Genomic DNA, 26,671 nt, shown 5'->3' on the forward strand with positions numbered 1-26,671 from the left:
CCGACGAGGTGATCGCCGGCTTCTGCCGCACCGGCAACATGTGGGGCTGCGAGACCTACGGCATCCAGCCCGACATGATCTCCTGCGCCAAGGCGCTGTCGGCGGCCTACCAGCCGATTTCGGCGCTGATGATTTCCGACAAGGTCTACGATGCGGTCGAGAGCCTCAGCGCCACCAACGGCACGTTCGGCCACGGCTTCACCTACGGCGCCCATCCGGTGGCCTGTGCCGTGGCGCTGGAGACGCTGAAGATCTACGAGGAGCGTGACATCGTGGGCCAGGTACGCAAGGTCGGGCCGGTGATGCAGGCCGGCCTGGAGAAGTTCCGCGACCATCCGCTGGTCGGCGACGTGCGCGGCGTCGGCCTGTTTACCGGCGTCGAGCTGATGAAGGACGCCAAGGCGCGCACGCCGTGGGCGCCCGAGCAGAAGGTCGGCACGATGGTGATGGACCATGCGCTGCGCCACGGGCTGATCGTTCGCGCGATCGGCGACCGCATCGCCTTCACCCCGCCGCTCATCATCACCGAGGAGCAGATCGGCGAGATGTGCAAGCGCTTCAAGCTCGCGCTCGACGACGCGAAGAAGGACCTCAATCTGTAGGTCGCGAAACGGCTGTAACGTTTGGAGCGGTCCACCCGTACACAGGGGGAGGGACGGTAACGGCGACCTCTCGATATCTTCAATTGGATATCGGGATGGTCGGGCCCAGGTCAGGGTGGTCCCTTGCCGTACGGTCAGAGGAGGCCCTCTATGTCGAAGTCTGTCCTGTCGAACCGAAGGAACGTCCTTAAACTGGGAGCTGGCGTCGGACTCGGCGCCGCGGCGCTGTTCGCCGCCATGCCCTGGCGCGTGCGGCCGGCCGCTGCCGAGGCGGCGTTCAAGGTCGCGCGCACGGATGCTGAATGGAAGCAGCTCCTAACGCCGGCGCAATACTCCGTTTTGCGAAAAGACGGCACCGAGCGAGCCTATTCGAGCCCGCTCAACGACGAGCACCGCAAAGGCACCTTTGCCTGCGCCGGCTGCCAGCTCGCCTTGTTTTCGTCGGCGACGAAGTTCGACAGCCATACCGGCTGGCCGAGCTTCTGGGCGCCGCTCGACAAGGCGGTCGGCACCGAGACCGACACCACGCTGTTCATGAAGCGCGTCTCGGTGCACTGCGCCCAGTGTGGCGGCCATCTCGGCCATGTCTTCGACGACGGGCCCAGGCCGACCGGCCTGCGCTACTGCATGAACGGCGTGGCCATGACCTTCGCGGTTGCCGCCGCCTAGCTTCGAAGCCGAAAGTTCAGGAGGGATCGATGACCCAGATTCGCGTTGATCGAGGCCGGCGCGGTGCGCTTCTTCTTTCGGGAGCCGCGCTGGCGGGCGCGGCCCTATACGGCATTCTCCCGGCCGGGGCGCAGGAGGCGATGGTCGTGGTGCCCGCGCCGGCGCTCGACGAGCGCAAGTCCGACGCTACGACCGAAACGGCTGTATTGGCCGGCGGCTGCTTCTGGGGCGTGCAGGCCGTGTACCAGCACGTGAAGGGCGTCAGCCGCGCCGTTTCCGGCTATGCCGGCGGCCCCAAGGACAAGGCCGTCTACGACATGGTGACGTCGGGTCGCACCGGTCATGCCGAGGCGGTCGAGGTGACGTTCGATCCGCGGATCGTCAGCTACGGCCAGATCCTGCAGATCTTCTTCTCGGTGGCCCATAATCCAACGCAGCTTAATCGCCAGGGGCCGGATGTCGGCACGCAGTATCGTTCGGCGCTGTTCTTCACCGATCCGGCGCAGCGCCGCATTGCCGAGGCCTATATCGCCCAGCTCGACCAGGCCCGCATCTTCCCCAAGAAGATCGTGACGCAGCTCAACGATGCCACGCCGTTCTACGCCGCCGAGGCCTATCACCAGGACTACGCCACGCTCAATCCGACCAGCCCGTACATCTATCACCACGATCTTCCCAAGATCGAAGGGCTGAAGCGCCTGTTCCCGGCGGCGTGGCGCGCCGATCCGGTGCTGTTGCGCGTGGCAGGCGGCAAAGTCAGCCGGTGAGTCCGGCGTGCTCATCGCGGGGCGGTGAAACCCGCCGCGCGGTGAGCCATAGTGCGTCGAAATCCTCGAAGGGAGACGACGCATGGTGAAGCCGGTCCGCCGGATCGTGACGGGACACGACAAGGAAGGGCGCTCCGTATTTCTTGAGGACGGACCTGCGCCCAACCGCTTCTCCCCCTCACATTCGCCCAATGTCGGCCTGACCAACCTCTGGCTGCTCGACGCGGTGCCGACGACCAACGAGGCGGGGCAGCCCGATCCGACGGCGCGGTCGTTCAAGCTCGAGCCGCCGGCTGCCGGCAATGTCCTGCGCATCGTCGAGTTCCCGCCGGACAACGAGCGCAATTACGGCAACCAGGCAGAGGTGTTCCACCAGTACGGCGCGACGCAAGCGCACGACAACGCCGCACGCCATCCCGGCTTCCACAAGACCCACAGCGTCGACTACGCCATTGTCATCGAGGGCGAGATTTGGGCGCTGATGGATGTCGGCGAGACGCTGATGCAGGTCGGCGACGTGCTGATCCAGCGTGGCACCAACCATGCCTGGGCCAACCGCACCGACCGCATCGCCCGCGTCCTGTTCGTCCTGAACGGCGCCGTGCCGGTCTGAGGATCGCGCCGCCCGTGATCGCCTAGGACATGGCCTCTTTCGAACACGCTCTCAGCGCAGCCGTGGCGATGGCCGTCGTCTGGACCTGGGTCGGCGTGCCGTTGGCAGCACGGCTGTTTGCCGGACCCGGCATGCTGCTGCTGGCGCCGGGACTGGGCTTTGCCGTTCATACGGTCGTAGCGCTGCCGGTTTTCAGGCTGGTCGGCATGGGTCGGGGTGCCATCGTCACCGTGACGGTGGCATGCCTGGTCGCGGCGCTTGTGGCGATGCGCCGGCACAAGCAGACACTGCGGATGCCGGTTTCGCTCGCCGTCGCCGTCGGTCTCGCCGCGCTGCTCGCCTGGGTGCCGGCGGCGTCGGTGCTGCCCAAGGCGACGAGCGAGGGCGTGACTTTGGCGGCCTCGATCTTCGATCATTCCAAGATCGCAATGATCGACGAGATGGCGCGCAGCGGCGTGCCGGCGCTCAACCCGTTCATCTCCGAGTCGGGCGCGCCCGATCGTCTCGCCTACTACTATCTCTGGCATTTCGGCGCCTCGGTGTTCGCGGTGCTGACCGGCGCCAGCGGCTGGGAAGCCGATGCCGCGCTCACCTGGTTCACCGCCTTCGCCTCGCTGCTGCTGATGATCGGCCTGGCGCTGCGCCTCGGCGCCGGGAAGGCCACGCCGTTCCTCGTCCTCGGGCTGGCGGCCAGTGCTTCGGTGCGGGCGGTGGTCGAGGCGCTGCCGTTGAAGGCGGCCTCCGGCCTCGGCGGCTGGCTGTTCCAGACGGCCTGGGCGCCGCAGCATCTCGCCTCAGCCGTGTGCGTCGTGCTGGCCTGCCTCGCCTTGGTACGATTGGCCGAGGGCGGCGGCTGGTTTGCCGCGCTGGTCTTCGGGCTGCTCGCGGCGGCGGGCTACCAGACCTCGATCTGGGTCGGTGGTGTCACCTTCGCGGTGGCGGTGCTGGCGATCGCGCTGTTTCTGATGGTTCGCCTCGAACCGCACCGCCGCGCCGGCTTCGCGGTGAAGGTCGGCACGGCGGGCGCCCTGGCGCTGGCGCTCAGCCTGCCGTTCCTGCTCGACCAGGCGTCAGTCGCGGCAGCGCGCGGCGGCGGCTTTCCGGTCGCCGTCTCACCCGTCGACGTGCTGGACCCCACCGTGCCCGCGACGCTACGCGCGTGGCTCGACGTTCCGGCCTACTGGCTGGTCTATCTGCCGGTCGAGTTCGCCTCCTTTTACGTCGCCGGGCTGATCGGCCTGTTCGTGCTGCTGAAGGAGCGCCACGCTGGCGTGACGCCACTGGCGCTGCTGGTGGCGGCGAGCCTCATCGTCGGCGGACTGCTGCGCAGCACCGTCGCCTGGAATAACGACCTCGGCTGGCGCGCGGTGCTGCCGGCGCTGCTGGTGCTGGTCGCCTTCGCCGCGACGGCGATCTCGCGCTGGCCCGCCGTCTCGGCGCGCATTGCTTCAGTGGTGGCCGCCGTCGGCGTGGTCCTGGCGATGCCCTACACTTTGGAACTGATGCGCGAAGACCTGTTTGCCTCGCCGTCGCCATCGGAGCGCGACCTCGCTCGCGTACCCGCGCTGTGGCGGACGGTGCAGCGCCTTGCTTCGATTGACGAGCGCGTGGCCAACAGCCCTTCGTTCCTCGGCGACGCGACGCCGTGGCCGGTCAACATCTCCTGGGCGCTGCTCGGCAATCGGCGCTCCTGCTATGCCGGCGACGATCTCGCCATCGCTTTCGCCGCGGCGCCAGCCGCGTCGCGCGCCGCGACCAAGGATCTGTTCGACCGTGTCTTTGCCGGCACGGCGCGGCCCGAGGATGTGCGGGCGCTGACGGACCGCTATGGCTGCGACGTGATCGTGCTGACGCCGCAGGATGGCGCCTGGACCAGGGATCCGTTCGCGTCGGGCGACGTGTACAAGCCCGTCGAAGCAGGCAACGATTGGCGCATCTACCGCCGGGTTCAGATGCCCGCGAACCAGTTGAAGCCGCGATCCTCCCAGTAGCCGCCGGGATAGGTGTTGGTCACCTCAATGGCGGTGATCCACTTGGGGTTCTTGAAGCCGAGCTTGGTCGCGGTCCGCAGGCGCAGCGGGAACCCATAGGGATCGGTGATCGGCTGGCGGGCATACTTCGTCGCCAGGATGGTTTGCGCGTGCAGCGCCGTCGCCATGTCGATGCTGCCGCTATAGTCGTCGGCGCACTTGAAGGCGACGTACTTCGCCTTGAGGTCGGCGCCGACCATCTCGAGGAAGGTGCGCAGGTTCACGCCGGACCACTGCCCGATATAGTCCCAGCCCTCGACGCAGATGTGGCGGATGATCCATTCCTGCTCAGGCAGCTGCATGAAGCGTTGTACGTTCCAGGGCGTCTTGTCGGTGATGCGTCCGGCCAGCTCGAGCTTCCAGGTCGTGCCATCGACCGGCGCCACGTCGTTGGCGTCATAATAGGCGTTGAAGCGCGGCGGCTTCACCACCTCGGCCTCGCTGTAGGTCGGCGCGAGGTGATTCGGCCGGAACATGAACTCCTGGAAGCGGTCGTTGAAAGAGGACACGCGGCGCAGCACCGACTGCACCGCGCTGTCGTTGGTGACGTCACAGCCGGTCAGCATGACGAGCGCGCCGAGGCTCAGCGACCCGCGCAGGATGTTGCGCCGGCCGATATCGGCCAGCAGTTCGCGGTTGTTTTCGAGCACGCTCTGGTCGATGCCGGCCTTGGGACGAAAGGAAGAGGGCGAGGGGATGCGAACGGGCATGGGTGGCTCCGGAGTCAGTGGGTTGTTGTCGAGTTGGCGATGACCGGCGCTTCCGCCTCGGGCTCGGCCGGGGGATCCACTTTCGGGCCGCCGGTGATCATGGCGCCGATGGTCCTGGGCACGATCAGCGCCAGCGCGACATGGATGACGAGAAATCCGACGATCGCCGCCATGCCGAGGAAATGGACCAGCCGTCCGCCCTGGAAGCCGCCGAACAGGCTCACCAGCTCCGAAAGCTGCACCGGCTTCCAGATCGCCCAGCCCGACAGGACTTGCACCACGATCACCAGGATGATGCCGGTGTAGAGCAGCTTCTGCACGGCGTTGTAGCGCGTGATGTCGGCGTGGGAGAGGCGCAGCGCCAGGGCGTCGCGAACGTCGCCGACGAATTCGGCGACGCGGATCGGCAGGAACTTGGTTCGGAAGCGGCCGGTCGCGAAGCCGTAGGCAAGATAGGCGAGCCCATTCAGCATCAGCACCCACATGGCGAAGAAGTGCCATTGCAGCGCGCCCTGCGCCTCTCCGCCGATCGTGATCCAATCGGGAAAATGCAGCCAGCCGAACAGGACTTCGTCGTTGTAGATCTTCCAGCCGCTACCGATCATCAACACCATTGCGAGCGCATTGATCCAGTGCATGACACGCAATGGCCAGGGATGAAGCGGTTTCGATCTCTTGCGCATGAGGGCGTCTCTTCGGATGGTGGTTCTCGAGTGAGTTGTTCGCGCAGAACGGGCGAATCCTTACAGCCGCTCACGGGTTTGTGACCCGGCCTTTTGGCCAAATTATTCGAGTGCCCTGTAACGAAGTGCGTGCCGTCGCGAATACCTCTTCAAGCGTAGCGTTTTTGAGGAGAGATCGATGCGGTGGGCAGTCGCTGCAGTGCTTCTGCTATCCCAGGGCCTGTGGCTGCCGGCGATGGCGCAGGCGGATTTTGCCTTGCTGTCCCAGGACGAGAAGATGGCGCGGCGTTTTCCGCAGCCCGTGCGGGTGGGCGACCTGATCGGCTTGCCGGTGCTCGACGACCAGGATTCGACGATCGGTTGCGTCAGCGATGTCGTTCGCACGCCCGACGGAAGAGTGAAGCTCATCGTGCCGTACCGCCGCTGGTTCGCCGGTGAAAGCCAGCCCGTCGCTGTGCCGATCGAGACGGTGGTGATCCTCGGCCGCCACCTCAATGCGCTCGAATTTCCGCCAGCGTCGTTCGACAAGGCGCCGACGTTCGTCAGCACGCAGGCGACGCCGATCGGCCGTGACGAGATCATCAAGATCGCGATCGGCCGGCGATGACCCGGACTTCGGCGACTTCGACGCGACCAGCCAGTTTCCTGGCTGGGTATTGCATCACCGGGAGGGAGATTTCCCTTGGATCATGAATCGCGCTCTCCGCTGAAGACGCGGACGATCGTTGCGCAGGGCTTCGGGGCTGTCGAGCCGGTGACGCGGGGGCTGGTTTCGCCGATCTACATGTCGACGACCTATCTGCGCGACGCTGATAACGGCTACAGCAATGGCCGCATCTATGGCGGCTCGGACAATCCTTCGGTCCAGCAGGCGGGCGCGCTGTTGGCGGCGCTCGAAGGCGCGGAGGACGCGCTGATGTTCGGCTCGGGCATGGCCGCGGCCAACGCCGTGTTGCAGGCGCTCGACCGGCCGATGCATATCCTCGCGTCGCAGGGCATCTATTACGGGCTGCGCGTCTGGCTGGAGGACGTGGCGAAGCGTACCGGCCATGCCGTTACCTTCGTCGATACGTCGAACCTCGATCTGGTGCGCGGCGCGATGCGCCCGGGCGAGACCGGGCTGGTCTGGATCGAGACGCCCAGCAATCCGCTGTGGAGCATCACCGACATCGCCGCCGTCGCCGACATAGCGCACGCGGCCGGCGCGCTCCTGTGCGTCGACTCGACGGTCTCGACGCCGATCTTCACGCGGCCGCTGGCCCTGGGCGCCGATCTCGTGGTCCATTCCGCCACCAAGTACCTCAACGGTCATTCCGACGTGGTCGCCGGCGGGTTGGCGACGGCGGAGCGCAACGAGATGTGGGAGCGCATCGGCCGTGCGCGCGCGCAGATCGGCGCCATCCTGGGGCCGTTCGACGCCTGGCTGCTGATGCGCGGCATGCGGACCCTGCATGTACGCGTGGCGGCGCAGGCGCGTACGGCTGCCAAGCTCGCCAGTCGGCTGGTCGGTCATCCCGCGCTCAGCGCCGTCCTCTATCCCGGCCTGCGCAGCCATCCCGGCCACGACATTGCGCTGCGTCAGATGGTCGGCGGCTTCGGCGGCATGCTGTCGATCCGCGTCAAGGGAGGCGAATCGGCGGCGGTCGCCGTTGCGGCCCAGGTCGAACTGTGGAAGCGCGCCACGTCTTTGGGCGGCGTCGAGAGCCTGATCGAGCATCGCGCCTCGATCGAGGGCGCCGGCACACCCTGTCCGTCGGACCTGCTGCGCCTCTCGGTTGGACTGGAGGATGTCGACGACCTCTTCATGGACCTGGTTCAGGCGCTGGGTGTCACGACCGGGTCATTCGGCCGACTCTGAGAGGGAGAAGAATCAGGTGGGCAAGGTTACGATCGGCATCATGTGCAAGACCCCCACGCCGGGGAAATCCAAGACGCGTCTGTCGCCACCCCTGCAGCCCGATGAGTGCGCAGGCATTTCGGCCTGCTTCATTCGTGACTTGTCGCGCACCATCGCCTGGCTCGCCCAAGCCGATGAGGGCGTGGCCGGTTGTGCGGTCTACACGCCCGTTGGCTCAGAGACGGCGCTGTTGTCGTTGCTGCCGGAGGATTTCGTCCTGTTGCCGCAGGTCGAGGGCAATTTCGGCGAGCGCCTGTTCCACGGCATCGATGCGTTGTTGCAAACCCATGACGGCGTGCTGCTGGTAAACTCCGACAGCCCGACCCTTCCGCCGGAGATTCTCCGCGCCGCCGTCGAGGCGGTGCGAAAGGGCGACAGCGTGGTACTCAGTCCCGCGGAAGATGGCGGCTACACGCTGATCGGCCTGTCGCGGCCGCACCGTCGCCTGTTCGAGGAGATCGAATGGAGCACCGAGACGGTCTATCGCCGGACCTGCGAGCGTGCGGCAGAGATCGGCCTGCCGGTCGTCGACGTGCCGCCGTGGTACGATGTCGACGACGCGGCCTCGCTGCGGGTGCTCGAGGACGAACTTCTGGGTGTCGCGCCCATGTCGCTGCCGATGAAGGGCGCCGATGCCCCCGCGACGCGGCGGTTTCTGCTGGAGCGCAATCGCGCTTCCGTCCTCGCAGCCGACTGACCGGAGATACAGGATGCAATTGGCCTCCGGCACGCGACGGGTCGTCGTCGTCATTCCCTGTCTCAACGAGGGCAAGCCGATCGCCGCCGTCGTGCAGGAGGTCCGCGCCGTCGGCGCCGACGAGATCATCGTCGTCGACAATGGCTCGACCGACGACACGGCGGCGCAAGCCGCGGCGGCCGGCGCGCGCGTCGTCAGCGAACCGCGCCGGGGCTACGGCCAGGCCTGCGCCGCCGGTGTCGCCGCCGTTAGATCCGATACCGAGATCGTCTGCTTCATGGATGGCGATGGCAGCGACGTACCGTCATTCCTGCCCGCCGTCGTGACGCCCCTCGCGATGGGCGAGGCCGATTTCGTGATGGGCTCACGGCTGCGTGGCGTACGCGAACCGGGCAGCATGACACCGCAGCAGATCGTGGCGGGCAAAGTGGCCGAGATGCTGTTGCGCCTCACCTACGGCGTGCGCTTCACCGACATGTCGCCGTTCCGCGCGATGCGGCTCGCCGACCTGCGCGCGCTTGGCATGAGCGAGCGCACCTTCGGCTGGAATCTCGAAATGCAGATGCGGGTCGCCGCCCTGGGCCTGCGCGTCGTCGAGGTCCCGGTCGACCATCGCTGCCGTCGCGGCGGTGTTTCCAAGGTGTCGGGCGATCTCGTGGCCGGTCTCAAGGCCGCCTGGGTGATCACGCGCACTTTCCTGCGGCTCGCCGCCACGCTGCGGGGCACCCGACGGCCGATAGAAGCGGGGGAACCGGTGCGATGAGGACGCTTCTGACCGGCGGCGCCGGCTTTATCGGCCAGCATGTGCTCCGCGAGCTGTTGGCTCGCGGCCACCAAGTGTGTGTTCTCGACTCGCTCCGCGAGGATGTCCATGGCGACCGCCCCTGGACACCCCCCGAAGGCGTCGCTTTCGTGCACGGCGACGTGCGCGATGCCGCCATGGTCGATCGCGCGCTGCAGGGCGTAGATGCCGTCCTGCACCTCGCGGCCAAGGTGGGGCTCGGCGTCGATGTCGGCGATCTCCCCGATTATGCGTCGAGCAACGATGTCGGCACGGCGGTGCTGCTGGCCGGCATGGCGCGCGCCAAGGTCGCTCGCCTCACGCTGGCCAGTTCCATGGTGGTCTACGGTGAGGGCGTCGGTGTCTGCGGCGAGCATGGCGCCGTGGCGCCGGCGCCGCGCCGCGCGGAGGCGCTGGCGGCCGGCCAGTTCGAGCCGCCGTGTCCGATGTGCGGCACACCGCTCGCCACCGGTTTGGTCAGCGAGAGCGCCGCGCTCGATCCGCGCAATGCCTATGCCAGCAGCAAGGTGGCGCAGGAATTCTACGCCGCCAACTGGGCACGCACGACCGGCGGCACGGTCGCGGCGATGCGCTATCACAACGTCTATGGACCGGGTATGCCGCGCAACACGCCCTATGCCGGGGTCGCGGCCATCTTCACGTCGGCGCTGCGCCAGGGAAAGCCGCCACAGGTCTTCGAGGATGGTGGCCAGCGGCGCGATTTCGTTCACGTCCGCGACGTTGCCGCGGCCACGATCGCAGCCTGCGAGAAACACGACACGGGCGTCCGCGCCTTCAATGTAGGCTCCGGCACACCGCGCACCGTTGGCGAGATGGCCGCCGCGCTGGCGACCGCGATGAAGGGCCCGGCGCCGCAGCTCACCGGCCATTTTCGCCTGGGCGACGTCCGACACATCACCGCCGATTCGTCGCGCCTGTGCGCCGAACTCGACTGGCAGCCCCGGGTCGAGTTTGCGGCCGGCATGCAGGAGCTGGCGGCAAACGCATAGCGTCGGCCACCTCCTGTCAACGCGGTGACCAGACTCAGGCGGCCTTGCGTCGCGCCGACCGCTTCTTCTTGTCGGCACGCGCGGCGGCGGCGTATCGCTCGGCGCGCTCGCGCGCGGGCCCGTTGCCCTGGAGGCTTTTCTTCAGGGCGGCCATCAGGTCGACGACGCCGGAATCCGCTTCCTCACGCACTGGCTTGGTCCTCACGGGTTTGCCCTTTTTCTTTTCCTCGATGAGCGCGCGCAGCGCGTCCTCGTATCGATCCGTGAAGTCGGCAGGGTCGAACTCGCCGGACTGCTGCGCCACGATCTTCTCGGCGATCTCCAGCATCTGCGCGTTGGGTTTGGGCAGGTCAGGATGGCCGATCTCGTCGAGGGTGCGCACCTCCTCCGCCGTGCGCAGGGTCGTCAGCACCAGTCCGTCCTCCTCGATCTCGATGGCGCAGACCCGCTCGCGCGTGCTCATGACCAGGCGGCCGATCGCCACCATGCCCTTGCGCTTCATGGCCTCTCGGATCACCGCGAAGGCTTCGATCCCGGTCTTGCCGGAGGGCACGAGATGATAGGGCGTATCCCAGTAGAGGCGGTCGATCGTCTCGCGCGCCACGAACTTCTCGATGTCGACGATGCGCGTCGATTCGAGCTTCACGCTCTCGAAGTCTTCCTTGTCGAGCAGCACATATTCGTCCTTGGCGATCGCGAATCCCTTCACGAGATCCGCGCGCGACAGTTCCTCACCCGTGCCGCCGTCCACCGTCTTCATGCGGATGCGATTGTTGGTCTTCGGATTGATCAGGTTGAAGCGTACCGTCTCCGCCTCGGTCGTCGCCGACCACAGGGAGACAGGACAAGTCACCAGGGAAAGGCGGAGATGCCCTTCCCAGCTCGGTCTTGCAGCCATTTTGGTTCCCCTCACGTAGGCCGATTCAACTGTGGGCGGCGTTTATTGTTGCGGCACGCCGTAGCCGATCGGAGGATTTCGATCTGTGGTGGTCGTTCTGATTTTGATCTCACCACGGGTTGGGTGAGGTGTTATTCGGCAAGGAATTCTGCCGCGCCCACCTCGATCGCTGCGGTCGTTTCCTGCCCCGGTCGAACTTTGGAAATCCCGATCATTGTTTGAGGGCATGTTCAGGCGCAATTCTGAAGCGTCGAAAGACCGCGGGATTTGAGGAGCAGCTTGCGCCGCGACACCAAGTGCTAAAGCGTCACGACACGACCGTGGGCTCCGCTACATGGATGAGGCAGCGATGACCCAGGCCCCTATTTCGAACCGCCACCAGCCTTGTCGACGCGGCATGTGCCGCTGAACAGTCGGCTCGCCTGAGCCACCGACACCCACGCCAAATTCCCGTGAGAATAGCCGGCCTACAGGCCGGCGGAGCGGAGCCATGTCCGACCCCTTCATCGTCGAAATCTGGGGCGAGCCTGCTGGCATCGTCCTGCGCGAAGGTAACGCCTTTCGCTTCCATGCAACGGCGCGTCCGTTCTTCGAACTCGACGGCATCCAGTTCAGCACGCCCGGCCAGGCCCGGCTTGCCGCCGCCCGACTGTCGCGGCGGTCGGGTCGCGGCCCCATCCACCCTTGATCGACAAGGTATAATCATCATGACAACTCGACAGAGTTTACTGGTGGCCTTCGCCATCGCGGCAGGCCTCATGTCCATCATCGTCGCCGTGCGTGCGCAGACGCCTGCGGACGTTGTGCTGACCGATGTTTCCTACGATCCGACGCGTGAGCTCCCCAAGGGGTCCGACGCAGCCTTCGGCAAGGCGGCGGCGCGATGAACGTCCCGGCGATCCAGGCCAGGGCCAGGTCATCGAACAGGGGAGGCAGTCTCATGAGACTATTGCCGCTTCTGACGGCGCTCCCGGGCACGCACCTGCCTCTGCTGGCGGAATGGGCAAGGCAATTCTCCAGCGTTCCAGATCCACTGGATCGCCTCGATGCGTTGCGACGCGCCCAGCGTCGTGCCGAAGTCGACATTCGCGCTGTCTTGAGCCGGCTTGCCGCGGAGTTCGAAGTACCCAGCAGTGACGTTGCCTGTGCGATGGGCAGCGTCCGCGACACGCTCGATGAGCTCACAAGCGAGGTCGAGCGCGACCTGACCTGCGAGCTTGAGCAGGCTGACCAGTACTAGGTGCCACGTGAAGACTTCCAAGAAGGACGATGTCGGCAGGGGCCGGCCGGTGTCCGCCGAAACTGTCGCCACGCTGAGCTGGCGCCTGGACGCGGCCGAACCGCCCTCTATCCTGCAGACCGTTATCGGCGAGATCTTTGCCGGCCGCATCGCCGTCGTCTCTTCCTTCGGCGCGGACTCGGCAGTCCTGCTGCACATGGTGGCGGAAGTCGATCCCTCCACCCCGGTGATATTCGTCGACACAGGCCGGCACTTCGCGGAGACGATCGCGCATCGCGACAATCTCGTGCGCCAGCTCGGGCTGCGCGACCTGCGCAGTGTGGGACCGTCGCCAGAGGAAGCCGCGCGTCACGATGCCGATTTGAGCCGGGCAACCTGGGATCCGGACGGCTGCTGTGCCTTCCGCAAGGTCGCGCCACTCGAGCGGGCCCTTGGGGGATTCGACGCCTGGATCACCGGTCGCAAGCGATTTCAGGCCGCGACGCGCCAAGCGATGCCCGTGTTCGAGAGGGATGGGAAACACGTCAAGATCAACCCGCTGGCCAAGTGGAGCCAGACGGAGATCGAGGCCCATGCGAGCCGCCATCTGCTGCCGCCGCATCCTTTGGCCGGCCGCGGTTACCCGTCGATCGGGTGTATGCCCTGCACGTCGCCGGTCCACCTTGGCGAGGACCCGCGGGCCGGGCGGTGGCGCGGTCTGGCGAAGACCGAGTGCGGCATCCATCGCCCCGCGGGAGGCCTCGCGGTTCTGCCATCGACGTGAAGGTCGCCCCGATACGCACTCGGGGCGGAACTATGATCCTCGAAAAGCATTGCATTGTTTGTGCAATGCAACCCGAGGAGTCCGAGATGCGATCGATGTTCACCGTTCCCGCTTTGCTTTTCGTCTCGGCTGTCCTGGCCGGCCCGGCAATGGCCAAGGACCGCCCCGTGACGGATCAGGAGCGGACGAAACTCGAGGAGGCGGTGAAGGCGGCGGGCTGCACGGGCGGCAAGATGGAGTTCGACGACGACAAGGCGACGGCGCACCCCGCCGGCAAGTTCGAGGTCGACGATGCCATGTGCGGCAACCAGAAGCACGACCTCGCCTTCGATCCGGACTTCAAGATGCTCTCGAAGAAGCCCGACTGACCGTGACTGCCTCAGCCAGGCAGGCCCTGCGGCCGCCAGGCTGAGGCGGCCTCACGGGCGATACGGGTGAAGTTGCGCACCAGAACGGAAGCATTCCCGGTGCGCCACACTGCCACCACGGGCAAAGCCGCGGGCTTGTCAGAGATCGCCAGGCAGTGGAGGCCGGGCATGTTGAAGCTCGTCACCGTCGACGGCGACAGGGCCACTCCCAGGCCCGCGCCCACGAAGCTCGCGACGGTGTGAATCTGGTCGGCATACTGCGCGATACGGGGCTCGAATCCCGCGCGCCGGCACATCTCCATGACGCGAGCATGGATGAGCGGGGAGCCAGCACGGGAGTACATGACGAAAGGCTCAGCGACGAGTTGCCGGATGCTGATCGTCGAGTGATCGGCGAGCGAATGGTTCGCAGGAACCAGCGCAAGGAACGGCTCGCGGATCAAAGTGACCATTTGCAGGGCGCGACTGCTGATCGGCGGCCGTAGCAGACCAATGTCGATGATGCCGTTCTCGAGGCATTTCACTTGGTCTGGATTGCGCATCTCCCGCAATTCGAGTTCGACGTCGGGATAAGTTGCGCGAAACCGGACCACGATGCCGGGGAGAATGGTGAAAGGCGTGGAGCGCACGAATCCGATGACGAGACGTCCGGTTTCGCCGATCCCCAGGCGCCGTACGTCTGCTTCGGCCTGTTCGACGCCGTCCAGGAGCCGCCTGGCCCGCTCGTAGAGCAGCAGTCCCGCCTGTGTCACCTCGAATCTCTTCTGGCTGCGATGGAGCAGAACGACGCCCAGTTCGCGTTCGAGCTTCTGGATCTGGCGGGTGAGGGGAGGCTGGGCAATGCCCAGCGAAGCGGCAGCGCGCCCGAAATGTCCTTCGCGCACGACGGCACTGAAGTAGCGGAGCGTTCTCAAGTCCATGATTGATACCATAGAGGTATCAATGGGAAGCGCCAACGATATTGGACGCATCGACCGATTGAGAGCAACGTCGGGTTGCAGATCGGAAGATTTCGCCGAATGTGGTCTGCCGCCTGTTCGGGCGCGGCGGTGGTCGACTGGGCGATGTCTTCAGCGTGGTCCGGCACGCGTCGCAAGCGTATCAAGAAAGCGGACAAGACTTGGCCAGCGGCACGCCAGCCAGGTTCACAGTGCCGTGAACATTGTGGAAGAGAGATAGATGGCCAAATCACATCCCGTCGACGCGCATGTCGGCGTTCGCATGCGCCAGCGGCGCACCCTGCTCGGCATGAGTCAGACCAAGCTCGGAGACGCCGTCGGTCTCACCTTCCAGCAGGTCCAGAAGTACGAACGCGGCTCCAATCGCGTGGGCTCGAGCCGCCTCTTCGAGTTCGCCAAGGCACTGGATGTGCCGGTTTCGTACTTCTTCGACGAGATGCCGGGGAACGTGTTGTCCGGCCGCCCGATGGCGACCAAGATCAAGAAGGGCGGCGGTTTCGGCGAGGCCGGGACCCCCTTCGCAATCGAGAAGGATCCTCTCATCAAGCGCGAGACCCTCGAGTTGGTGCGCGCCTACTACAAGATTCGCGACGAGCCGTTGCGCCGCCGCATCTACGAACTGGTCAAGACCATGGGCGAGGCCAGCCATGTCGCCGGCCGCGCGGCAAAGAAGAAGTAGTCACCGCCGAAGAGTCCTCTCCTCCAGGTGGAGGAAAGGAACTGCGTATGATCTCAGGCCGCCAGGAGGTGCTCCGCGATCTGCACGGCGTTGAGAGCGGCGCCCTTCAGCAGCTGGTCGCCGGCGACGAACAGCGAGATCGAATGACCGGTCGGATCGCCCAGATCCTGACGGATGCGGCCGACCAGGATGTCGTCCTGCTGGCTGGCATCGCGCGGCATCGGGAAGAGGTTGCGTTCGCGGTCATCGACGATGCGCACTCCGGGCGCGTTGGCGAGCAGCGCACGAACGCGGGCCTCGTCGATCGGACGCTCGCACTCGAAGGTGACGGCGGCGGCGTGAGCCCGCAGCACTGGTACCCGCACACAGGTCGCCGACAGCCGCAGCTCCTCGTCGCCATAGATCTTGCGGGTCTCGCGCATCACCTTGGTCTCTTCGTCGTTGTAGCCGGTCGCGGGATCGATCGCGGTATTGTGACTGAACAGATTGAAGGCGTAGGGATGCGGGAGCACTTTCGGCTCGAACGCGCGGCCGTCGAGATAGGCGCGGGTCGATAAGGCCAGTTCGTCCATGGCTGCCGCGCCGGCACCCGAGGCAGCCTGATACGTGGCGATGTTCATGCGCCGGATGCGATTGTGCTGATGGATCGGCCAGAGCGGCGTGATGGCGATGATCGCTGCGCAATTGGGATTGGCGACGATACCCTTGTGGTTGGCGATCGCGCCGGCATTGATCTCGGGAATCACCAGCGGCACTTCGGGGTCCATGCGGAAGGCGGAGGAATTGTCGACCACGACAGCGCCGGCCGCGACGGCGATGGGGGCATAGCGCTTCGAGATGCCGCCGCCGGCCGAGAACAGCGCGATGTCGACGCCCTCGAAACTTCGCTCGGTCAGCTCGTGGATCACCAGGGCCTTCCCGTCGAACGACAGCTCGCGGCCCACCGAACGGGCGGAGGCCAGCAGGCGCAGCTCCTTCACCGGAAAGCGGCGCTCGGCCAGGCAGCGCAGGAACTCGACGCCAACGGCGCCGGTCGCGCCGACGATGGCGACTGTCAGGGGGCTCGAACTCATGTCTGTCTCCTTCGTTGAAACCGGGAGACGGACGCCTGGAAAGACAAAGGCCCCGTCCGAACCGGCGGGGCCTTGAGAGGTTGTCCTATGTCACGTTCGACTCTACGCGCACGTCCTCGCCGGCCCACCGAAGGTGGTCGTTTTGGTAGTCGTGGTCGTTTTGGTCGTGAAACGCAGCATGGTGGCAGGGATATAGGGCGAAGGCCGGGCGGCTGTAAAGGCCGCCCGGTCAAGGGTCAGTTCAGGCGCAGGAACGGCTTGTCGCCGCAGACCGTTATGCGATGGCCGTACCGCCGGTGCGGGAAGTAGTCGAACATGGCGTGATGCTGGACGCAGCGATTGTCCCAGAAGGCCACCGAGTTGGGCTGCCACTTGAAGCGGCACTGGAATTCCGGCGTCTCGATGTGACGGTAGAGCATCTCGAGCAGCGCGTCGCTTTCGTGGCGCTTGAGCTGCGGGATGCGGAGCGTGAAGCCGCGATTGACATAGAGGCCCTGCTTGCCGGTCACCGGATGGGTGCGAACGATCGGATGCTCGGCATTGGGGAACTTGATGTCGTCGCGGTCCGTCGCCTTCGTGCGATAGTAATGCGCCTTGGAGCTGTCGTGCAGGGCGGTCAGCCCCCGCAGCATCTGCCTGATCGGTTCGGAGAGCGTGTCGTAGGCGCGGTACATGTTGGCGAACAGCGTGTCGCCGCCGCCGTCGGGCGGGACCTCGGTGAGATGGAGGATCGAGCCCATCGGCGGCTCGAGGTCGCACGATACGTCGCTGTGCCATTCCTCGCCCGCGACATGCTTCGAGTTCTCGTCGGCCTTGATCACCAGTATCTCGGGATGCTCGGGGAAGGTGATGGGTGCGTTCGGATGCACGTGCAGCGGTCCGAAGCGCCGGCCGAACTCCTTGTGCTGCTCGATCGACATCTTCTGGTCGCGGAAGAAGATCACCAGGTTCTCCATCAGGGCATCGTGCACTTCCTGGAATTGCTGGTTGCCGAGCGGCTTGCCGAGATCGACACCGAATATCTCCGCCCCGATGAACGGCGTCAGCTTGCGGACTTCGATCGACTGATAGGCCATTTGGGTTTCCTCCGGGATTTGGCTTCGTTGAGAAGCAGGATACGCCCGTCTAGAGCGGGATGAGATAGGAAGGAATCGAAAGGGGATTCCCAACGGTCGGTTGATCTGATTCAACGTACCGGCTGGGCAGGAGGCCAGCTTGGATGGCAGCACCCTATTCGATGGACCTTCGACAACGCGTCATAGAAGCAGTGGCAGGCGGCCTGTCATGCAACCAGGCGGCGGCACGGTTCGATGTTGCGGTCAGCACAGCGATCGGCTGGGTAAACCGCTACCGAGAGACCGGCAGCTTTGCCCCTGACCGCATGGGGGGTCATCGGCCGAAGAAGCTGGTCGGTGAGTATCGGGAGTGGCTGCTGCAGCGGTGCCGGGAGAAGGCGTTCACCCTGCGCGGCCTGGTCGACGAGCTGGCCGAGCGCGGCCTCAGCGTCGACTATCGCGTGGTCTGGCAGTTCGTTCACGACGAGAAGCTGAGTTATAAAAAAAGACGTTGGTCGCCAGCGAGCGGGATCGCCCGGACGTAGCACGGCAGCGCCATCAGTGGACGACCTACCAGGGCCGTATCGATCCGACCCGCCTGGTCTTTATCGACGAGACCTGGACCAAGACCAACATGGCTCCTTTGCGCGGCTGGGGCCCGCTTGGTCAGCGCCTGCCTGCCAAGGTGCCGCATGGCCGCTGGACGACCATGACCTTCCTCGCTGCCTTGCGACACGATCGGGTCGACGCGCCATGGCTGCTCGAGGGGCCGATCAACGGCGAGAGCTTCCGCCTCTACGTCGAGCAAGTCCTCGTCCCGACCCTGCGGCCTGGCGACATCGTCATCATGGACAATCTCGGCTCGCATAAGAGCAGCGCCGTCCGGCGCGCTCTCAGGGCCGTGGGAGCAAAGCTCTTCTTCCTGCCCAAGTACTCGCCAGACCTGAACCCCATCGAGATGCTCTTCTCGAAGCTCAAACACGGCCTGCGCAAGGCCGCACGACGCACCCACGACGCAATCTACAGCGCTATCGCCGCCCTATTGCCTACCGTCCAGCCCGCAGAGTGCGCCAACTATTTCGCAAAAGCAGGATACACTCGAACCTAGAGTCATCCCGCTTTAGGATGCGGACGCGATGAAGATCGATGTCGATCACTATCTGGTGCTGGGCGTGCCCTGGACCGCCGACGCGGCGACGGTCCGTGCCGCCTATGTGGCACTAGCCAAACGCTATCATCCCGACGTCGCGACGGGGAATCCAGAGCTGGCCGCCTTCAATTTCCGCCAGATCGCGGATGCTTATCAGACGCTTTCCGATCCAGACAGCCGCGCGGGCTACGATGTGAAGGTGCGGGCGGCGCTCGACGCCGCGCGGGTCGCCCGATCGCGTGTCCCGCGACGTGCCGCACCGATGCCCGTTTACCTGCCGCATGCGCACGCGGCGGCGCGGCGTCGATCGCTCACGGTCGTTGCGGTGGTGGTGCTGGCCTTCCTCGGCCTTGGAAGCTATCTCGCCACGCGCGCAGCGAAGGATGGCGGATCCGGCTCGATGCTGGCCGCGTCCTCACTGGAGCGCCAAGGGAGTGCGCCTGCCGAGCAGAGCCTGAAACCGCTGCCGCCGGTCGACCAGCCGAGCCAGTTCGGCCCTGCGTCCCTCCCGATGTCGGTGCCGATCGGCGGTGTGGTCGCAGGTCGCTCCTTCGCCCTGCGGTCCACGCCGGCCGCAGTCGCAGACGGTCAGTCTTTCTGCGTGGCCGACGATGGCGTCAGATTTGCCCTCATCAATCGCGATGGCGAATCCACCGTGATCTACGATGGCGTTCAGCCCGTGCGCGCGTCCGTGCAGTTCGCCGACCGCAATCTGGTGGTGCTGACGGGAATCGTGCCGGGCGACACGATCACGATCGTCGTCCAGCGCGGGCAGGAGCACGGCACGTATTTGTATTATGCCAATCCAGCCGGCGCGATCGTGCAGACCCTCGCCGCGCGCTGCGAAGGTCTGGCTTACTGAGCGACGAAGGTCGGGTCGCTCTACTTCTTCTTCAGACCTTCGAGGGTCGGCAGGCGGTAGCGGTCCTCGGGGTCGTTCCAGCCCTGGAAGCTGGGCTTGCGCTTCTCGGCGAACGCGGCGCGCGATTCCATCAGGTCGCTCTTGGCGCCGTGCTCGTGCAGGGCCTCGGCGAGGCGCTGCATCTCGGGACCGGGGGCGGGACGCATCTGTCGCATCATGTGCACCGTGTTCACCCGCGACGCGGGCGGCAGGGTGAGCAGGTGCTCGGCCATCGACATCGCCGTCGGCATGAGATCGGCGGCATCGACCAGGCGGTTCACGAAGCCAATCTCGTAGAAGCGTTGCGCAGTGAAGCGGAAGCCGAGCGCCATCTCCATCGCCACCGGATAGGGCAGGTTGGCGATGTGGCCGTGATTGTAGCCGCCGAGCAGCCAGCGCTTTGCCTCGGAGACCTCGAACACCGCCTCGCGGACGGCGACGCGCAGGTCGGTGCGTTCCACCAGCATGAAGCCGCCGCCCATGGCGAAGCCGTTGATCGCGGCGATCACCGGCTTCTCGAGCTTGCCGGACATGAACGGGTCCTCGATCTCGGGACGGCGGCCGCCCGGCGCCCCGTCCTTCAGCGATTCCTTCATGTCCTCGCCGGCGCAGAAGCCGCGGCCGGCGCCGGTGAAGATTGCGACTTCGAGGTCCTTGGCCGTGCGGAACTCGTTCCACGCGGCCGACAACTCGGTCCGCATCTCGTGATTGAGGGCGTTCAGCCGATCGGGCCGGTTCATCCGCACGACGAAGATCTGCCCGTGCTTCTCGGTTTCGACGACAGCCATGTGTTGCTCCTATCCGTTCAGAAAGGCGGCCAGGTCAGCGGCGTTCGAAGTCGATTCGCTCGTCGAACGGCAGGCCCAGCAGGTGGCGGCGCAGGCAGTCGAGCGCGAGTTCGGTCGTGCCCACGCGCACCCAGTCGCGGCCGCCGACCAGACGCGCCTGGCGCGTCACCGCGCCGCCGGCGTCGGCAAGGCCGATGCAGATCGTGCCGCCCATGTCGGGCCGGTCGGCCCCCTGGTCGAGTTCCAGCAGGACGACCAGCGCGTGGCTGGCGCCGCTTGAGGCGCGTAGCGCCTTGGCGACGACCGCGGCCTGATCGGGGGAGACCGCGGTGGCGCCCAGTTCGGCGAGATCGCGTGCGATGGTGGCGCGCCGGAACGCCCGTTCCGCGCCGGGGAGCGGGGCAATGCGGGCGGCGAGATGGCCTCCGGTCACCGTCTCGGCGATGGCGAGGGTCGATCCGCTCGCGAGTAGCCTGCCCAGGATCACGCCCTCGATCGTCTGGTCGTCCTCGGCGACGATGAAGTTACCCAGTCGGCGGCGCACTTCGGCCTCGGCCGGCGCGAGCAAGGCGGTCAATGCGGCCTCGTCGTCGGCCCGCAGGGCAAGCTTCGTCTCGAGTTGCGGATAGTGCGCCTGGAAGCCGAGCTTGATGCCGCCGTCGGCCTTGAACACGTCCATGTCGCCCAGCATCTGGTCGGCACGCGACTCGCCGATGCCGAATGTGTGGAAGCGCTTCAGCCGGGTGACGCCCGCGATTCCGCTCATCGCCAGGAGGCGCGGCAGCACCTCCTCGTCGAGCATGCGCCGCATCTCCCGCGGCACGCCGGGGGTGAAGAAGAAGCGTGCCTTGCCGATGGTGACGGCAAAGCCGCAGGCGGTGCCGATCGGATTGTCGATCAGCTCGGCATTGGCCGGCAGCATGGCCTGCTTCCTGTTGTTGGGCGGCATGACCCGGCCGCGCCGCGCATAGGATTCTTCCATGCGGGCCATCCAGGGGTCGCTCAGCACCAGTTCGACGCCACAGGCCTCGGCGGCGACCTCCTGTGAAAGATCGTCGACCGTGGGCCCCAGCCCGCCGTTCACGATCACCGCATCGGCGCGCTCGCCGGCCTGGTGGAAGGCCTTCAGCAGGCTCTCGCGGTCGTCGCCGACCGTGGTACCCCAGTGCACGCCCAGCCCGAGCTCGACGAGGCGGCGGGCGATGTGGCTGTAATTGGTGTTGATGGTCTTGCCGGTTAGGATCTCGTCACCGGTACAGAGGATTTCGACTCGCATTCGCGGGAGTATCGGCGAACGCCGCCTCTCACGCCAGCGACGTTCTGATCTCCAGCCCGTTCTTCAGTGTCAACGTCACGGGTGTGCGCTCCGCGATGTCGGCCATGCGCTTCTTCTGCTCGTCGTCGACGGCGCCCTCGATCTTGAGAACACGGTCGATGCGCTGCTTGTCGCCATCGCGGCTGAAATGGATGTCGGCATGAACCGCCGTCACCGGCCACTGCTTGCGCTCGGCATACATGCGGAGCGTGATGACGGTGCAGGCGCCCAGCGCCGAAGTGAGGAGATCGTAGGGGGCGGGGCCGGCATCGGTGCCGCCAAGTTCAGGCCCTTCGTCGGCCGTGAGCTTGTGATGTCCGCCATGGCCGGTCGCGATGGTGGTCGCGTAGTTCTTCGTGCCGATGCTTGCCTTTGCGTGCGCCATGTTACCGTCGTCGCCTCCCGATGCTGGAGGGCCCGTTGCCGGGCCCTCGCATCAGTCTAGCGACGCTTGCGGCTGGAAGCTGCCTTCTTGGCGGCCTTCTTCACAGCCTTCTTGGCGGCGGTCTTGGTCTTCGTCTTTGCCTTCGCCTTCGCGACGACCTTCTTCACCGCCTTCTTCTTCGCAACCTTCTTCTTCGCAGCCATGTATATCTCCCTGTCAGTCATGGAGCGACACACGACGCACCGCTCCTGAGTTGCATCTAGATCACGATTCTTATCCCTGTCACGCATTCTTCGCGTGATTTTATCGTGCCGATGTGAGTCATGTGGTCGCTGAGCGACGCTTCGGCGGGCAGTGCTGCAAGCAAACCCCCCGCGGTTTGCGGATCAAACAGCAGCGGAATCTTCGCATGATCGGACACGCGATCGAGACCTTCGATGAGATGTCTTGCACGCAGATTCGCGGGCTGCAGCGAGCTTGCAAAGCCTTGAGCGAATAGTTCGATCGAGCCCGCAAGCACCGGCAGCGAATCGAGATGCAGCTCGATGCTGACGTTGCCGCTGGCGCGAAGCATCTCGGCGAGATGACCGGCGAGGCCGAAGCCCGTCACGTCGGTGCAGGCATGCGCGCCTGCAGCCACCAACGCACGTGCAGCATCGTTCGATGGCATGCGCATCGAAGCGAGAGCGCTCTCGATCCAGCGTGCCTTCGCCATGCCACGCATTGCCGCCGCGAAGATGACGCCGGTGCCGAGGGGCTTCGTGAGCACCAGCTTGTCGCCCGGCTGCATCCCGCCCTTGCGCAACGCTTGCGAGGAAACGACGAGGCCGTTCACCGAGAAGCCCAGCGCCGCCTCGGGCCCTTCGCCGGAATGGCCGCCGATCAACGCGCAGCCCGCGCCGTCGAGGATGCGGCGCGCACCCGACAGCATCTGGAAGAGGTCTTCCTCCATCAGCCGTTCGGCGGCCGCCGGCACGACCGCCAGTGCGAGCGCGCTGTGCGGCTGCGCGCCCATCGCCCAGACGTCGCCCAGCGCATGCACGGCGGCGACTTCGCCGAAGGTGAAGGGATCGTCGATGAAGGTACGGAAGAAATCGATCGATTGCACCAGCGCCTGGCCCGGAGGCACCTCGATCAGTGCCGCGTCGTCGGGAGATTCGAGGCCGATGGGGATGTCGGCGGCGGGCGAGGGACCGAGCCGCGCCAGCACGCGATCGAGTACGCCGGCGCCCACCTTGGCGCCACAGCCGCCGCAGCGCATGCCGATGTCGGCCAGCAGGCGCTTGCCCTCGGCATCGGCCAGCGCCGGATCGGGCGGGGCGGCGCGTGCGGCGGGGTTCATCGGCGTCGCCGGCGGCTCGCGGTACATGCGCATCCACTTGCGGTCGATATGGTCCTTCCAGCGCCAAACCCACGGGCCCTCAAAGGCCCACGAGCCACGCGTCGCCACAGCGTTGCCGTCGCCGGTGCCGAGGATCGAGAGGTAGCGTCGCTGCGGCGTGAAGGGCTCTGGTGTCTGCCCAACCAAGGCGCGGCGCAGGTTGGCGGCAAGCGGTGGGCCGTGGCGCACCGCAAAGACACCAGCCTTGGGACGCGGATGGGCGGTCACGCTGGCACAGTCGCCGGCGGCGAACACCAGGGGATCGCCGCTGGAGACCAGCGTCGGCCCGACCTCGAAGAAGCCGCGCCCGTCGAGCGGCAGGCCGGTGCCTTCGAACCAGGCGGCAGCGCTGGCCTGGGTGACCACGAACACGTCGTCGATCGGTAGACGCTCGCCGGTCTCGAGATGCACCGCGTCGGCGTCGATGCGTATCGTCGCCGCGTTCTCGAGCAAGCGCACGCCCCGGCGCGCGAAGATCGCGCGCATGCGGCGTCGCGCCGCCACCGCCTGGCCCGACAGGATCTCGCCCTTGGTCGCGAGCGTCACCGACACCTCGGCGTTGCGCGCGACGGTGCGCAGGCGATGGTCGATGGCCAGCGCCAGCTCGACGCCGCCCGCGCCGCCGCCGATCACCGCGATGCGCAATGCGCCCTGCCAGTCCTTCACCCGTTCGAGGAAGCCCAGCCAGCGACGGCCGAGCTCGGCGATGGGCTTTACCGGCGTCGCATGCTCGGCCGCGCCGGCGATCGCGTCCATGCTGGGCGAGGAGCCGACATCGAGGGAGACGAGATCGTAGGAGACCGGCGGACGATCCTTCAGCAGCACCTGCCGGTTCGCGCGGTCGAGCCCGATCGCTTCGGCGTGGATCAGGCGCGCGCCGGTCCAGGCGCAGAGTCGCGCGAGGTCGATATGGCATTCGTCGAAGGAGTAGGTTCCGGCCACGAAGCCCGGGATCATGCCGGAATAGGGTGTCTCGATGTCTCGCCCGATCAGGGTGAGCCGCACGCCGGGCATTGGTTTCATGCCGAAGCTCTTCACCACATGGACATGCGAATGGCCGCCGCCCACGAGCACGAGATCCTTGAGGAGGGGCGCGGGTTGCATCGTCTTTCCTTTCGCGCATTCGCCGGAGGCACGATCCCGCCGTCACCCGCGCACTTCAATCTATTAGTGGTGTTTTCAAAAATTGTAATGTATATCAATTGATTAGGGGTGATTGTTCCCCTGATTTCGGAGCCACCCCCGCATGGCCGTCACTTCCGGCCTCACGGTTTCCCCTGATTTTCCCGAGGACGACTCGGCGCGCGCCGCACAACCGCGTTCGGCATGGTCGCTGTCCTGGCCGTTGGTGCTGGGGCTGCTCCTCTTCATCTGTCTTGCCAACGGCAGCGGCCTGCCGCTGCTCGCCGATCCCGACACGCATTGGCACATCGCGGTCGGCAACTGGATGTTGGCCAAGGGCGCGGTGCCCACGGTCGATCCGTTTTCCTTCTCCTTCGCGGGCCAGCCGTGGATTGCCAAGGAATGGCTGTCGCAGCTCCTGATGGCGGTCGCGTTCAAGCTCGGCGGCTGGGGCGGCGTCACCGTGCTGGCCGCGGGCGCGCTCGCCGTCTCCTTCGCCCTGATGTTGCGGCTCCTGCTGCGCGATCTGCGACCCTTGCCGGCTGCGGTGTTCGTGCTGGCCGCCATCGCGATGACCCTGCCGCACTTCCTCGCGCGGCCGGCCGTACTCGCCTTTCCATTCATGCTGGTCTGGATGGCGGGCCTCGTACGCGCCGTCGAGGAGAGGCGCTCGCCGCAGCCGCTGCTGCTGCTCGTCATGGTGCTGTGGGCCAACCTGCACGGCAGTTTCATCATGGGCCTGCTGCTGGGCTGCGCCTTCGCGGTCGAGGCAGCGGTCGGCGCGCGCGACACCGTGGAGCGCAAGGCCTTGTTGTCCGGTTGGGCCAAGTTCGGCGCAGCGTCGCTCCTCGCGGCCTGCATCACGCCCTACGGACCCGAATCGATCTGGGTGACGCTGCGCATCTTCGCCCTCGACGACACGCTGGCCTTCATCGCGGAATGGAAGTCGCCCGACTTCCAGAAGGCGCCCCTGCAGGAGCTGGTTCTGCTGATTGCGCTCTATGCCGCTCTGTCGCGCGGGCTGAAGCTGCCGCTGCTGCGTCTGCTGATCGTGCTCGGCCTGCTGCACCTCTATCTGCGCTACGCCTTCAATGCCGAGCTTCTGGCCATGCTTGCCCCGCTGGCGCTGGCGCCCCTGCTCACGCGTCAGTGGCCGGCGCTCCGACCGGCTCCTGCCGCCAGCCAAAGCGGCTCGCTCTATGGGCAGGCCGCGGCGCTGGCGCTGCCGGCCGGCCGCGCCGCCGTCGTCGTCGGTGTCGCCTGCTGCGCGCTGATCGCGCTCGGCCTGGTGCGCTACGCCGGCATCGTGCCGCCGCTCTCGACCATGCCCTCGACCGCGATGGCCTATGTGAAGCAGGCCGGGATCGGCGGTCGCGTGCTCAACCACTATGTCTTCGGTGGCTATCTCATCCATGCCGGCGTCCCGACCTTCATCGACGGCCGCGGCGAGCTCTACGGCCGCGATTTCATCAAGCGCTACGCCGACACGATCGGCCTGCGCGGCGGCGAACCGCTGGAACAGCTGCTCGAGCGCAACCGCATCGACTGGACCTTCATGCCCCCCGATCAGCCCGCAAATCGCCTGCTGGCCCGCCTGCCGGGCTGGCGCCAGGCTTATGCCGACGAGGCGGCGGTGATCTTCGTACGGCAGCGCTGAGCGATTCAGCGCCAGTCGATCGGATTGACGTCGAGATAGACCAGAAACCCGTAGACGAAGATCGTCGGCAAGGCCGTGACCCCCGACAGGATGCCAGCGGTCTTCTTCCTGCCACGACGCTCGAGCGCGAGGGCGCCGGCGGTGGTCCCGGCCAGGAGCGACATCGCGACGACACAGCTCAGGATCTCCAGGACCATCACACCGTCATGGATGAGCATCTCGACCACGAACCATCCTAGGCCAAGGACGCCGGCGATGTTCACCGCGGCGAGCCCGGCAACGAGGATGTCCGTCGCGTTCCGTCGTGGGTCCGGGCCGAATTTCAGCAGGAGGGCGAACGCCGCGATGCCGGCGGCGAGGACGGTGAGGAGAGATGACATTTTTCCACGCTACTCTCCGAGCATGATCCGGGTAAGTCGCGACACCGGGCGTGCTGCCGCTTGTGTGGAGATCGCGCGCACCCTATAGAATCAGCTAA

The 26,671-nt window shown here is 66.1% G+C and carries 31 protein-coding genes; 19 read left to right on the forward strand and 12 right to left on the reverse strand.

Annotation, left to right across the window (positions count from 1 at the left end):
* The 5 genes from ACT6UX_RS23865 to ACT6UX_RS23885 all read left to right on the forward strand — a co-directional run.
* A partial coding sequence (locus tag ACT6UX_RS23865; RefSeq protein WP_444777651.1) for an aminotransferase class III-fold pyridoxal phosphate-dependent enzyme occupies positions 1–602 on the forward strand: 602 nt, incomplete at its 5' end.
* A gap of 165 nt (positions 603–767) precedes the next feature.
* Entirely contained in the window at positions 768–1,271 is a 504-nt protein-coding gene (msrB, locus tag ACT6UX_RS23870) for a peptide-methionine (R)-S-oxide reductase MsrB (RefSeq protein ID WP_444777724.1), read from the forward strand.
* A gap of 29 nt (positions 1,272–1,300) precedes the next feature.
* The gene (gene msrA / locus ACT6UX_RS23875) at positions 1,301–2,038 is read left to right on the forward strand and encodes a peptide-methionine (S)-S-oxide reductase MsrA (RefSeq protein ID WP_444777652.1); all 738 of its coding nucleotides are present in this window, start codon (positions 1,301–1,303) and stop codon (positions 2,036–2,038) included.
* A gap of 82 nt (positions 2,039–2,120) precedes the next feature.
* On the forward strand, positions 2,121–2,651 hold the full coding sequence (locus ACT6UX_RS23880) for a cupin domain-containing protein (RefSeq protein ID WP_444777653.1): 531 nt from the start codon (positions 2,121–2,123) through the stop codon (positions 2,649–2,651).
* Between the two features lie 29 nt (positions 2,652–2,680).
* A complete protein-coding gene (locus tag ACT6UX_RS23885; protein WP_444777654.1) occupies positions 2,681–4,642 on the forward strand; it encodes a hypothetical protein in 1,962 nt (653 codons plus the stop codon).
* Here the strand turns inward: ACT6UX_RS23885 and ACT6UX_RS23890 are convergent.
* Together ACT6UX_RS23890 and ACT6UX_RS23895 are read right to left on the reverse strand one after the other, a co-directional pair.
* The gene (locus ACT6UX_RS23890; protein ID WP_444777655.1) at positions 4,600–5,391 is read right to left on the reverse strand and encodes a molybdopterin-dependent oxidoreductase; all 792 of its coding nucleotides are present in this window, start codon (positions 5,389–5,391) and stop codon (positions 4,600–4,602) included. The two genes, ACT6UX_RS23885 and ACT6UX_RS23890, sit on opposite strands and share 43 nt — an antisense overlap.
* Before the next feature lie 14 nt (positions 5,392–5,405).
* Entirely contained in the window at positions 5,406–6,074 is a 669-nt protein-coding gene (locus ACT6UX_RS23895) for a cytochrome b/b6 domain-containing protein (RefSeq protein WP_444777656.1), read from the reverse strand.
* Between the two features lie 178 nt (positions 6,075–6,252).
* Between ACT6UX_RS23895 and ACT6UX_RS23900 the strand changes: the two genes are divergently transcribed.
* The 5 genes from ACT6UX_RS23900 to ACT6UX_RS23920 all read left to right on the forward strand — a co-directional run bounded on the left by ACT6UX_RS23900 (position 6,253) and on the right by ACT6UX_RS23920 (position 10,459).
* A complete protein-coding gene (locus ACT6UX_RS23900) occupies positions 6,253–6,681 on the forward strand; it encodes a PRC-barrel domain-containing protein (protein ID WP_444777657.1) in 429 nt (142 codons plus the stop codon).
* Between the two features lie 75 nt (positions 6,682–6,756).
* The gene (locus ACT6UX_RS23905) at positions 6,757–7,932 is read left to right on the forward strand and encodes a trans-sulfuration enzyme family protein (RefSeq protein ID WP_444777658.1); all 1,176 of its coding nucleotides are present in this window, start codon (positions 6,757–6,759) and stop codon (positions 7,930–7,932) included.
* A gap of 16 nt (positions 7,933–7,948) precedes the next feature.
* On the forward strand, positions 7,949–8,668 hold the full coding sequence (locus tag ACT6UX_RS23910; RefSeq protein ID WP_444777659.1) for a TIGR04282 family arsenosugar biosynthesis glycosyltransferase: 720 nt from the start codon (positions 7,949–7,951) through the stop codon (positions 8,666–8,668).
* Positions 8,669–8,681: 13 nt separating this feature from the next.
* Positions 8,682–9,431: a glycosyltransferase family 2 protein gene (locus ACT6UX_RS23915; protein ID WP_444777660.1), complete on the forward strand. Its 750-nt coding sequence runs from the start codon at positions 8,682–8,684 to the stop codon at positions 9,429–9,431.
* Positions 9,428–10,459, forward strand: a complete 1,032-nt coding sequence (locus tag ACT6UX_RS23920) for an NAD-dependent epimerase/dehydratase family protein (RefSeq protein WP_444777661.1) — start codon at positions 9,428–9,430, stop codon at positions 10,457–10,459. Before ACT6UX_RS23915 ends, ACT6UX_RS23920 begins: the two co-directional genes overlap by 4 nt.
* A gap of 34 nt (positions 10,460–10,493) precedes the next feature.
* On the opposite strand, the gene ku is transcribed toward ACT6UX_RS23920, so the two are convergent.
* On the reverse strand, positions 10,494–11,357 hold the full coding sequence (gene ku, locus ACT6UX_RS23925) for a non-homologous end joining protein Ku (RefSeq protein WP_444777662.1): 864 nt from the start codon (positions 11,355–11,357) through the stop codon (positions 10,494–10,496).
* A gap of 490 nt (positions 11,358–11,847) precedes the next feature.
* On the opposite strand from ku, the gene ACT6UX_RS23930 reads away from it, so the two are divergent.
* From ACT6UX_RS23930 to ACT6UX_RS23950, 5 genes are all read left to right on the forward strand, one after another.
* The gene (locus ACT6UX_RS23930; RefSeq protein WP_444777663.1) at positions 11,848–12,045 is read left to right on the forward strand and encodes a hypothetical protein; all 198 of its coding nucleotides are present in this window, start codon (positions 11,848–11,850) and stop codon (positions 12,043–12,045) included.
* A gap of 19 nt (positions 12,046–12,064) precedes the next feature.
* On the forward strand, positions 12,065–12,244 hold the full coding sequence (locus tag ACT6UX_RS23935; protein ID WP_444777664.1) for a hypothetical protein: 180 nt from the start codon (positions 12,065–12,067) through the stop codon (positions 12,242–12,244).
* Positions 12,245–12,297: 53 nt separating this feature from the next.
* Positions 12,298–12,597 (forward strand): hypothetical protein, encoded by a 300-nt coding sequence (locus ACT6UX_RS23940; protein WP_444777665.1) that lies wholly within the window; start codon positions 12,298–12,300, stop codon positions 12,595–12,597.
* Positions 12,598–12,604: 7 nt separating this feature from the next.
* On the forward strand, positions 12,605–13,360 hold the full coding sequence (locus ACT6UX_RS23945; protein WP_444777666.1) for a phosphoadenylyl-sulfate reductase: 756 nt from the start codon (positions 12,605–12,607) through the stop codon (positions 13,358–13,360).
* Positions 13,361–13,446: 86 nt separating this feature from the next.
* On the forward strand, positions 13,447–13,728 hold the full coding sequence (locus ACT6UX_RS23950) for a PepSY domain-containing protein (RefSeq protein ID WP_444777667.1): 282 nt from the start codon (positions 13,447–13,449) through the stop codon (positions 13,726–13,728).
* Positions 13,729–13,739: 11 nt separating this feature from the next.
* On the opposite strand, the gene ACT6UX_RS23955 is transcribed toward ACT6UX_RS23950, so the two are convergent.
* Positions 13,740–14,684, reverse strand: a complete 945-nt coding sequence (locus ACT6UX_RS23955) for a LysR family transcriptional regulator (RefSeq protein WP_444777668.1) — start codon at positions 14,682–14,684, stop codon at positions 13,740–13,742.
* A 223-nt stretch (positions 14,685–14,907) separates the two neighbouring features.
* On the opposite strand from ACT6UX_RS23955, the gene ACT6UX_RS23960 reads away from it, so the two are divergent.
* Entirely contained in the window at positions 14,908–15,366 is a 459-nt protein-coding gene (locus ACT6UX_RS23960; protein WP_444777669.1) for a helix-turn-helix domain-containing protein, read from the forward strand.
* 53 nt (positions 15,367–15,419) lie between these two features.
* On the opposite strand, the gene ACT6UX_RS23965 is transcribed toward ACT6UX_RS23960, so the two are convergent.
* A complete protein-coding gene (locus ACT6UX_RS23965) occupies positions 15,420–16,439 on the reverse strand; it encodes an aspartate-semialdehyde dehydrogenase (RefSeq protein WP_444777670.1) in 1,020 nt (339 codons plus the stop codon).
* 236 nt (positions 16,440–16,675) lie between these two features.
* Positions 16,676–17,515: a TauD/TfdA dioxygenase family protein gene (locus tag ACT6UX_RS23970; RefSeq protein WP_444777671.1), complete on the reverse strand. Its 840-nt coding sequence runs from the start codon at positions 17,513–17,515 to the stop codon at positions 16,676–16,678.
* Positions 17,516–17,658: 143 nt separating this feature from the next.
* On the opposite strand from ACT6UX_RS23970, the gene ACT6UX_RS23975 reads away from it, so the two are divergent.
* Positions 17,659–18,602 (forward strand): IS630 family transposase gene (locus tag ACT6UX_RS23975; RefSeq protein WP_444777672.1). Its coding sequence is split into 2 segments (ribosomal slippage): positions 17,659–17,994 and positions 17,997–18,602, totalling 942 coding nucleotides; the frame shifts between segments, so codons are not numbered across the junction.
* A 28-nt stretch (positions 18,603–18,630) separates the two neighbouring features.
* The gene (locus ACT6UX_RS23980) at positions 18,631–19,506 is read left to right on the forward strand and encodes a J domain-containing protein (protein ID WP_444777673.1); all 876 of its coding nucleotides are present in this window, start codon (positions 18,631–18,633) and stop codon (positions 19,504–19,506) included.
* A gap of 20 nt (positions 19,507–19,526) precedes the next feature.
* Here ACT6UX_RS23980 and ACT6UX_RS23985 read toward each other — a convergent pair whose 3' ends face one another.
* From ACT6UX_RS23985 to selD, 5 genes are read right to left on the reverse strand one after another with little or no spacing between them, the layout of a single operon-like run.
* Positions 19,527–20,333, reverse strand: coding sequence for an enoyl-CoA hydratase/isomerase family protein (locus tag ACT6UX_RS23985; protein ID WP_444777674.1), 807 nt, complete (start codon positions 20,331–20,333; stop codon positions 19,527–19,529).
* A 34-nt stretch (positions 20,334–20,367) separates the two neighbouring features.
* Complete coding sequence (locus ACT6UX_RS23990) at positions 20,368–21,609, reverse strand: CinA family nicotinamide mononucleotide deamidase-related protein (protein ID WP_444777675.1); 1,242 nt, start codon at positions 21,607–21,609, stop codon at positions 20,368–20,370.
* A gap of 28 nt (positions 21,610–21,637) precedes the next feature.
* Entirely contained in the window at positions 21,638–22,033 is a 396-nt protein-coding gene (locus ACT6UX_RS23995; RefSeq protein WP_444777676.1) for an OsmC family protein, read from the reverse strand.
* A 56-nt stretch (positions 22,034–22,089) separates the two neighbouring features.
* Positions 22,090–22,236, reverse strand: a complete 147-nt coding sequence (locus ACT6UX_RS24000; protein ID WP_444777677.1) for a hypothetical protein — start codon at positions 22,234–22,236, stop codon at positions 22,090–22,092.
* A gap of 56 nt (positions 22,237–22,292) precedes the next feature.
* Positions 22,293–24,518 (reverse strand): selenide, water dikinase SelD, encoded by a 2,226-nt coding sequence (selD, locus tag ACT6UX_RS24005; protein ID WP_444777678.1) that lies wholly within the window; start codon positions 24,516–24,518, stop codon positions 22,293–22,295.
* Positions 24,519–24,660: 142 nt separating this feature from the next.
* On the opposite strand from selD, the gene ACT6UX_RS24010 reads away from it, so the two are divergent.
* Positions 24,661–26,193: a hypothetical protein gene (locus tag ACT6UX_RS24010; protein ID WP_444777679.1), complete on the forward strand. Its 1,533-nt coding sequence runs from the start codon at positions 24,661–24,663 to the stop codon at positions 26,191–26,193.
* Between the two features lie 5 nt (positions 26,194–26,198).
* On the opposite strand, the gene ACT6UX_RS24015 is transcribed toward ACT6UX_RS24010, so the two are convergent.
* Positions 26,199–26,573, reverse strand: a complete 375-nt coding sequence (locus ACT6UX_RS24015; protein ID WP_444777680.1) for a hypothetical protein — start codon at positions 26,571–26,573, stop codon at positions 26,199–26,201.
* Between the last annotated feature and the right edge of the window lie 98 nt (positions 26,574–26,671).

This window comes from Reyranella sp. (assembly GCF_052439685.1).
In the GTDB taxonomy this organism is placed as follows: domain Bacteria; phylum Pseudomonadota; class Alphaproteobacteria; order Reyranellales; family Reyranellaceae; genus Reyranella.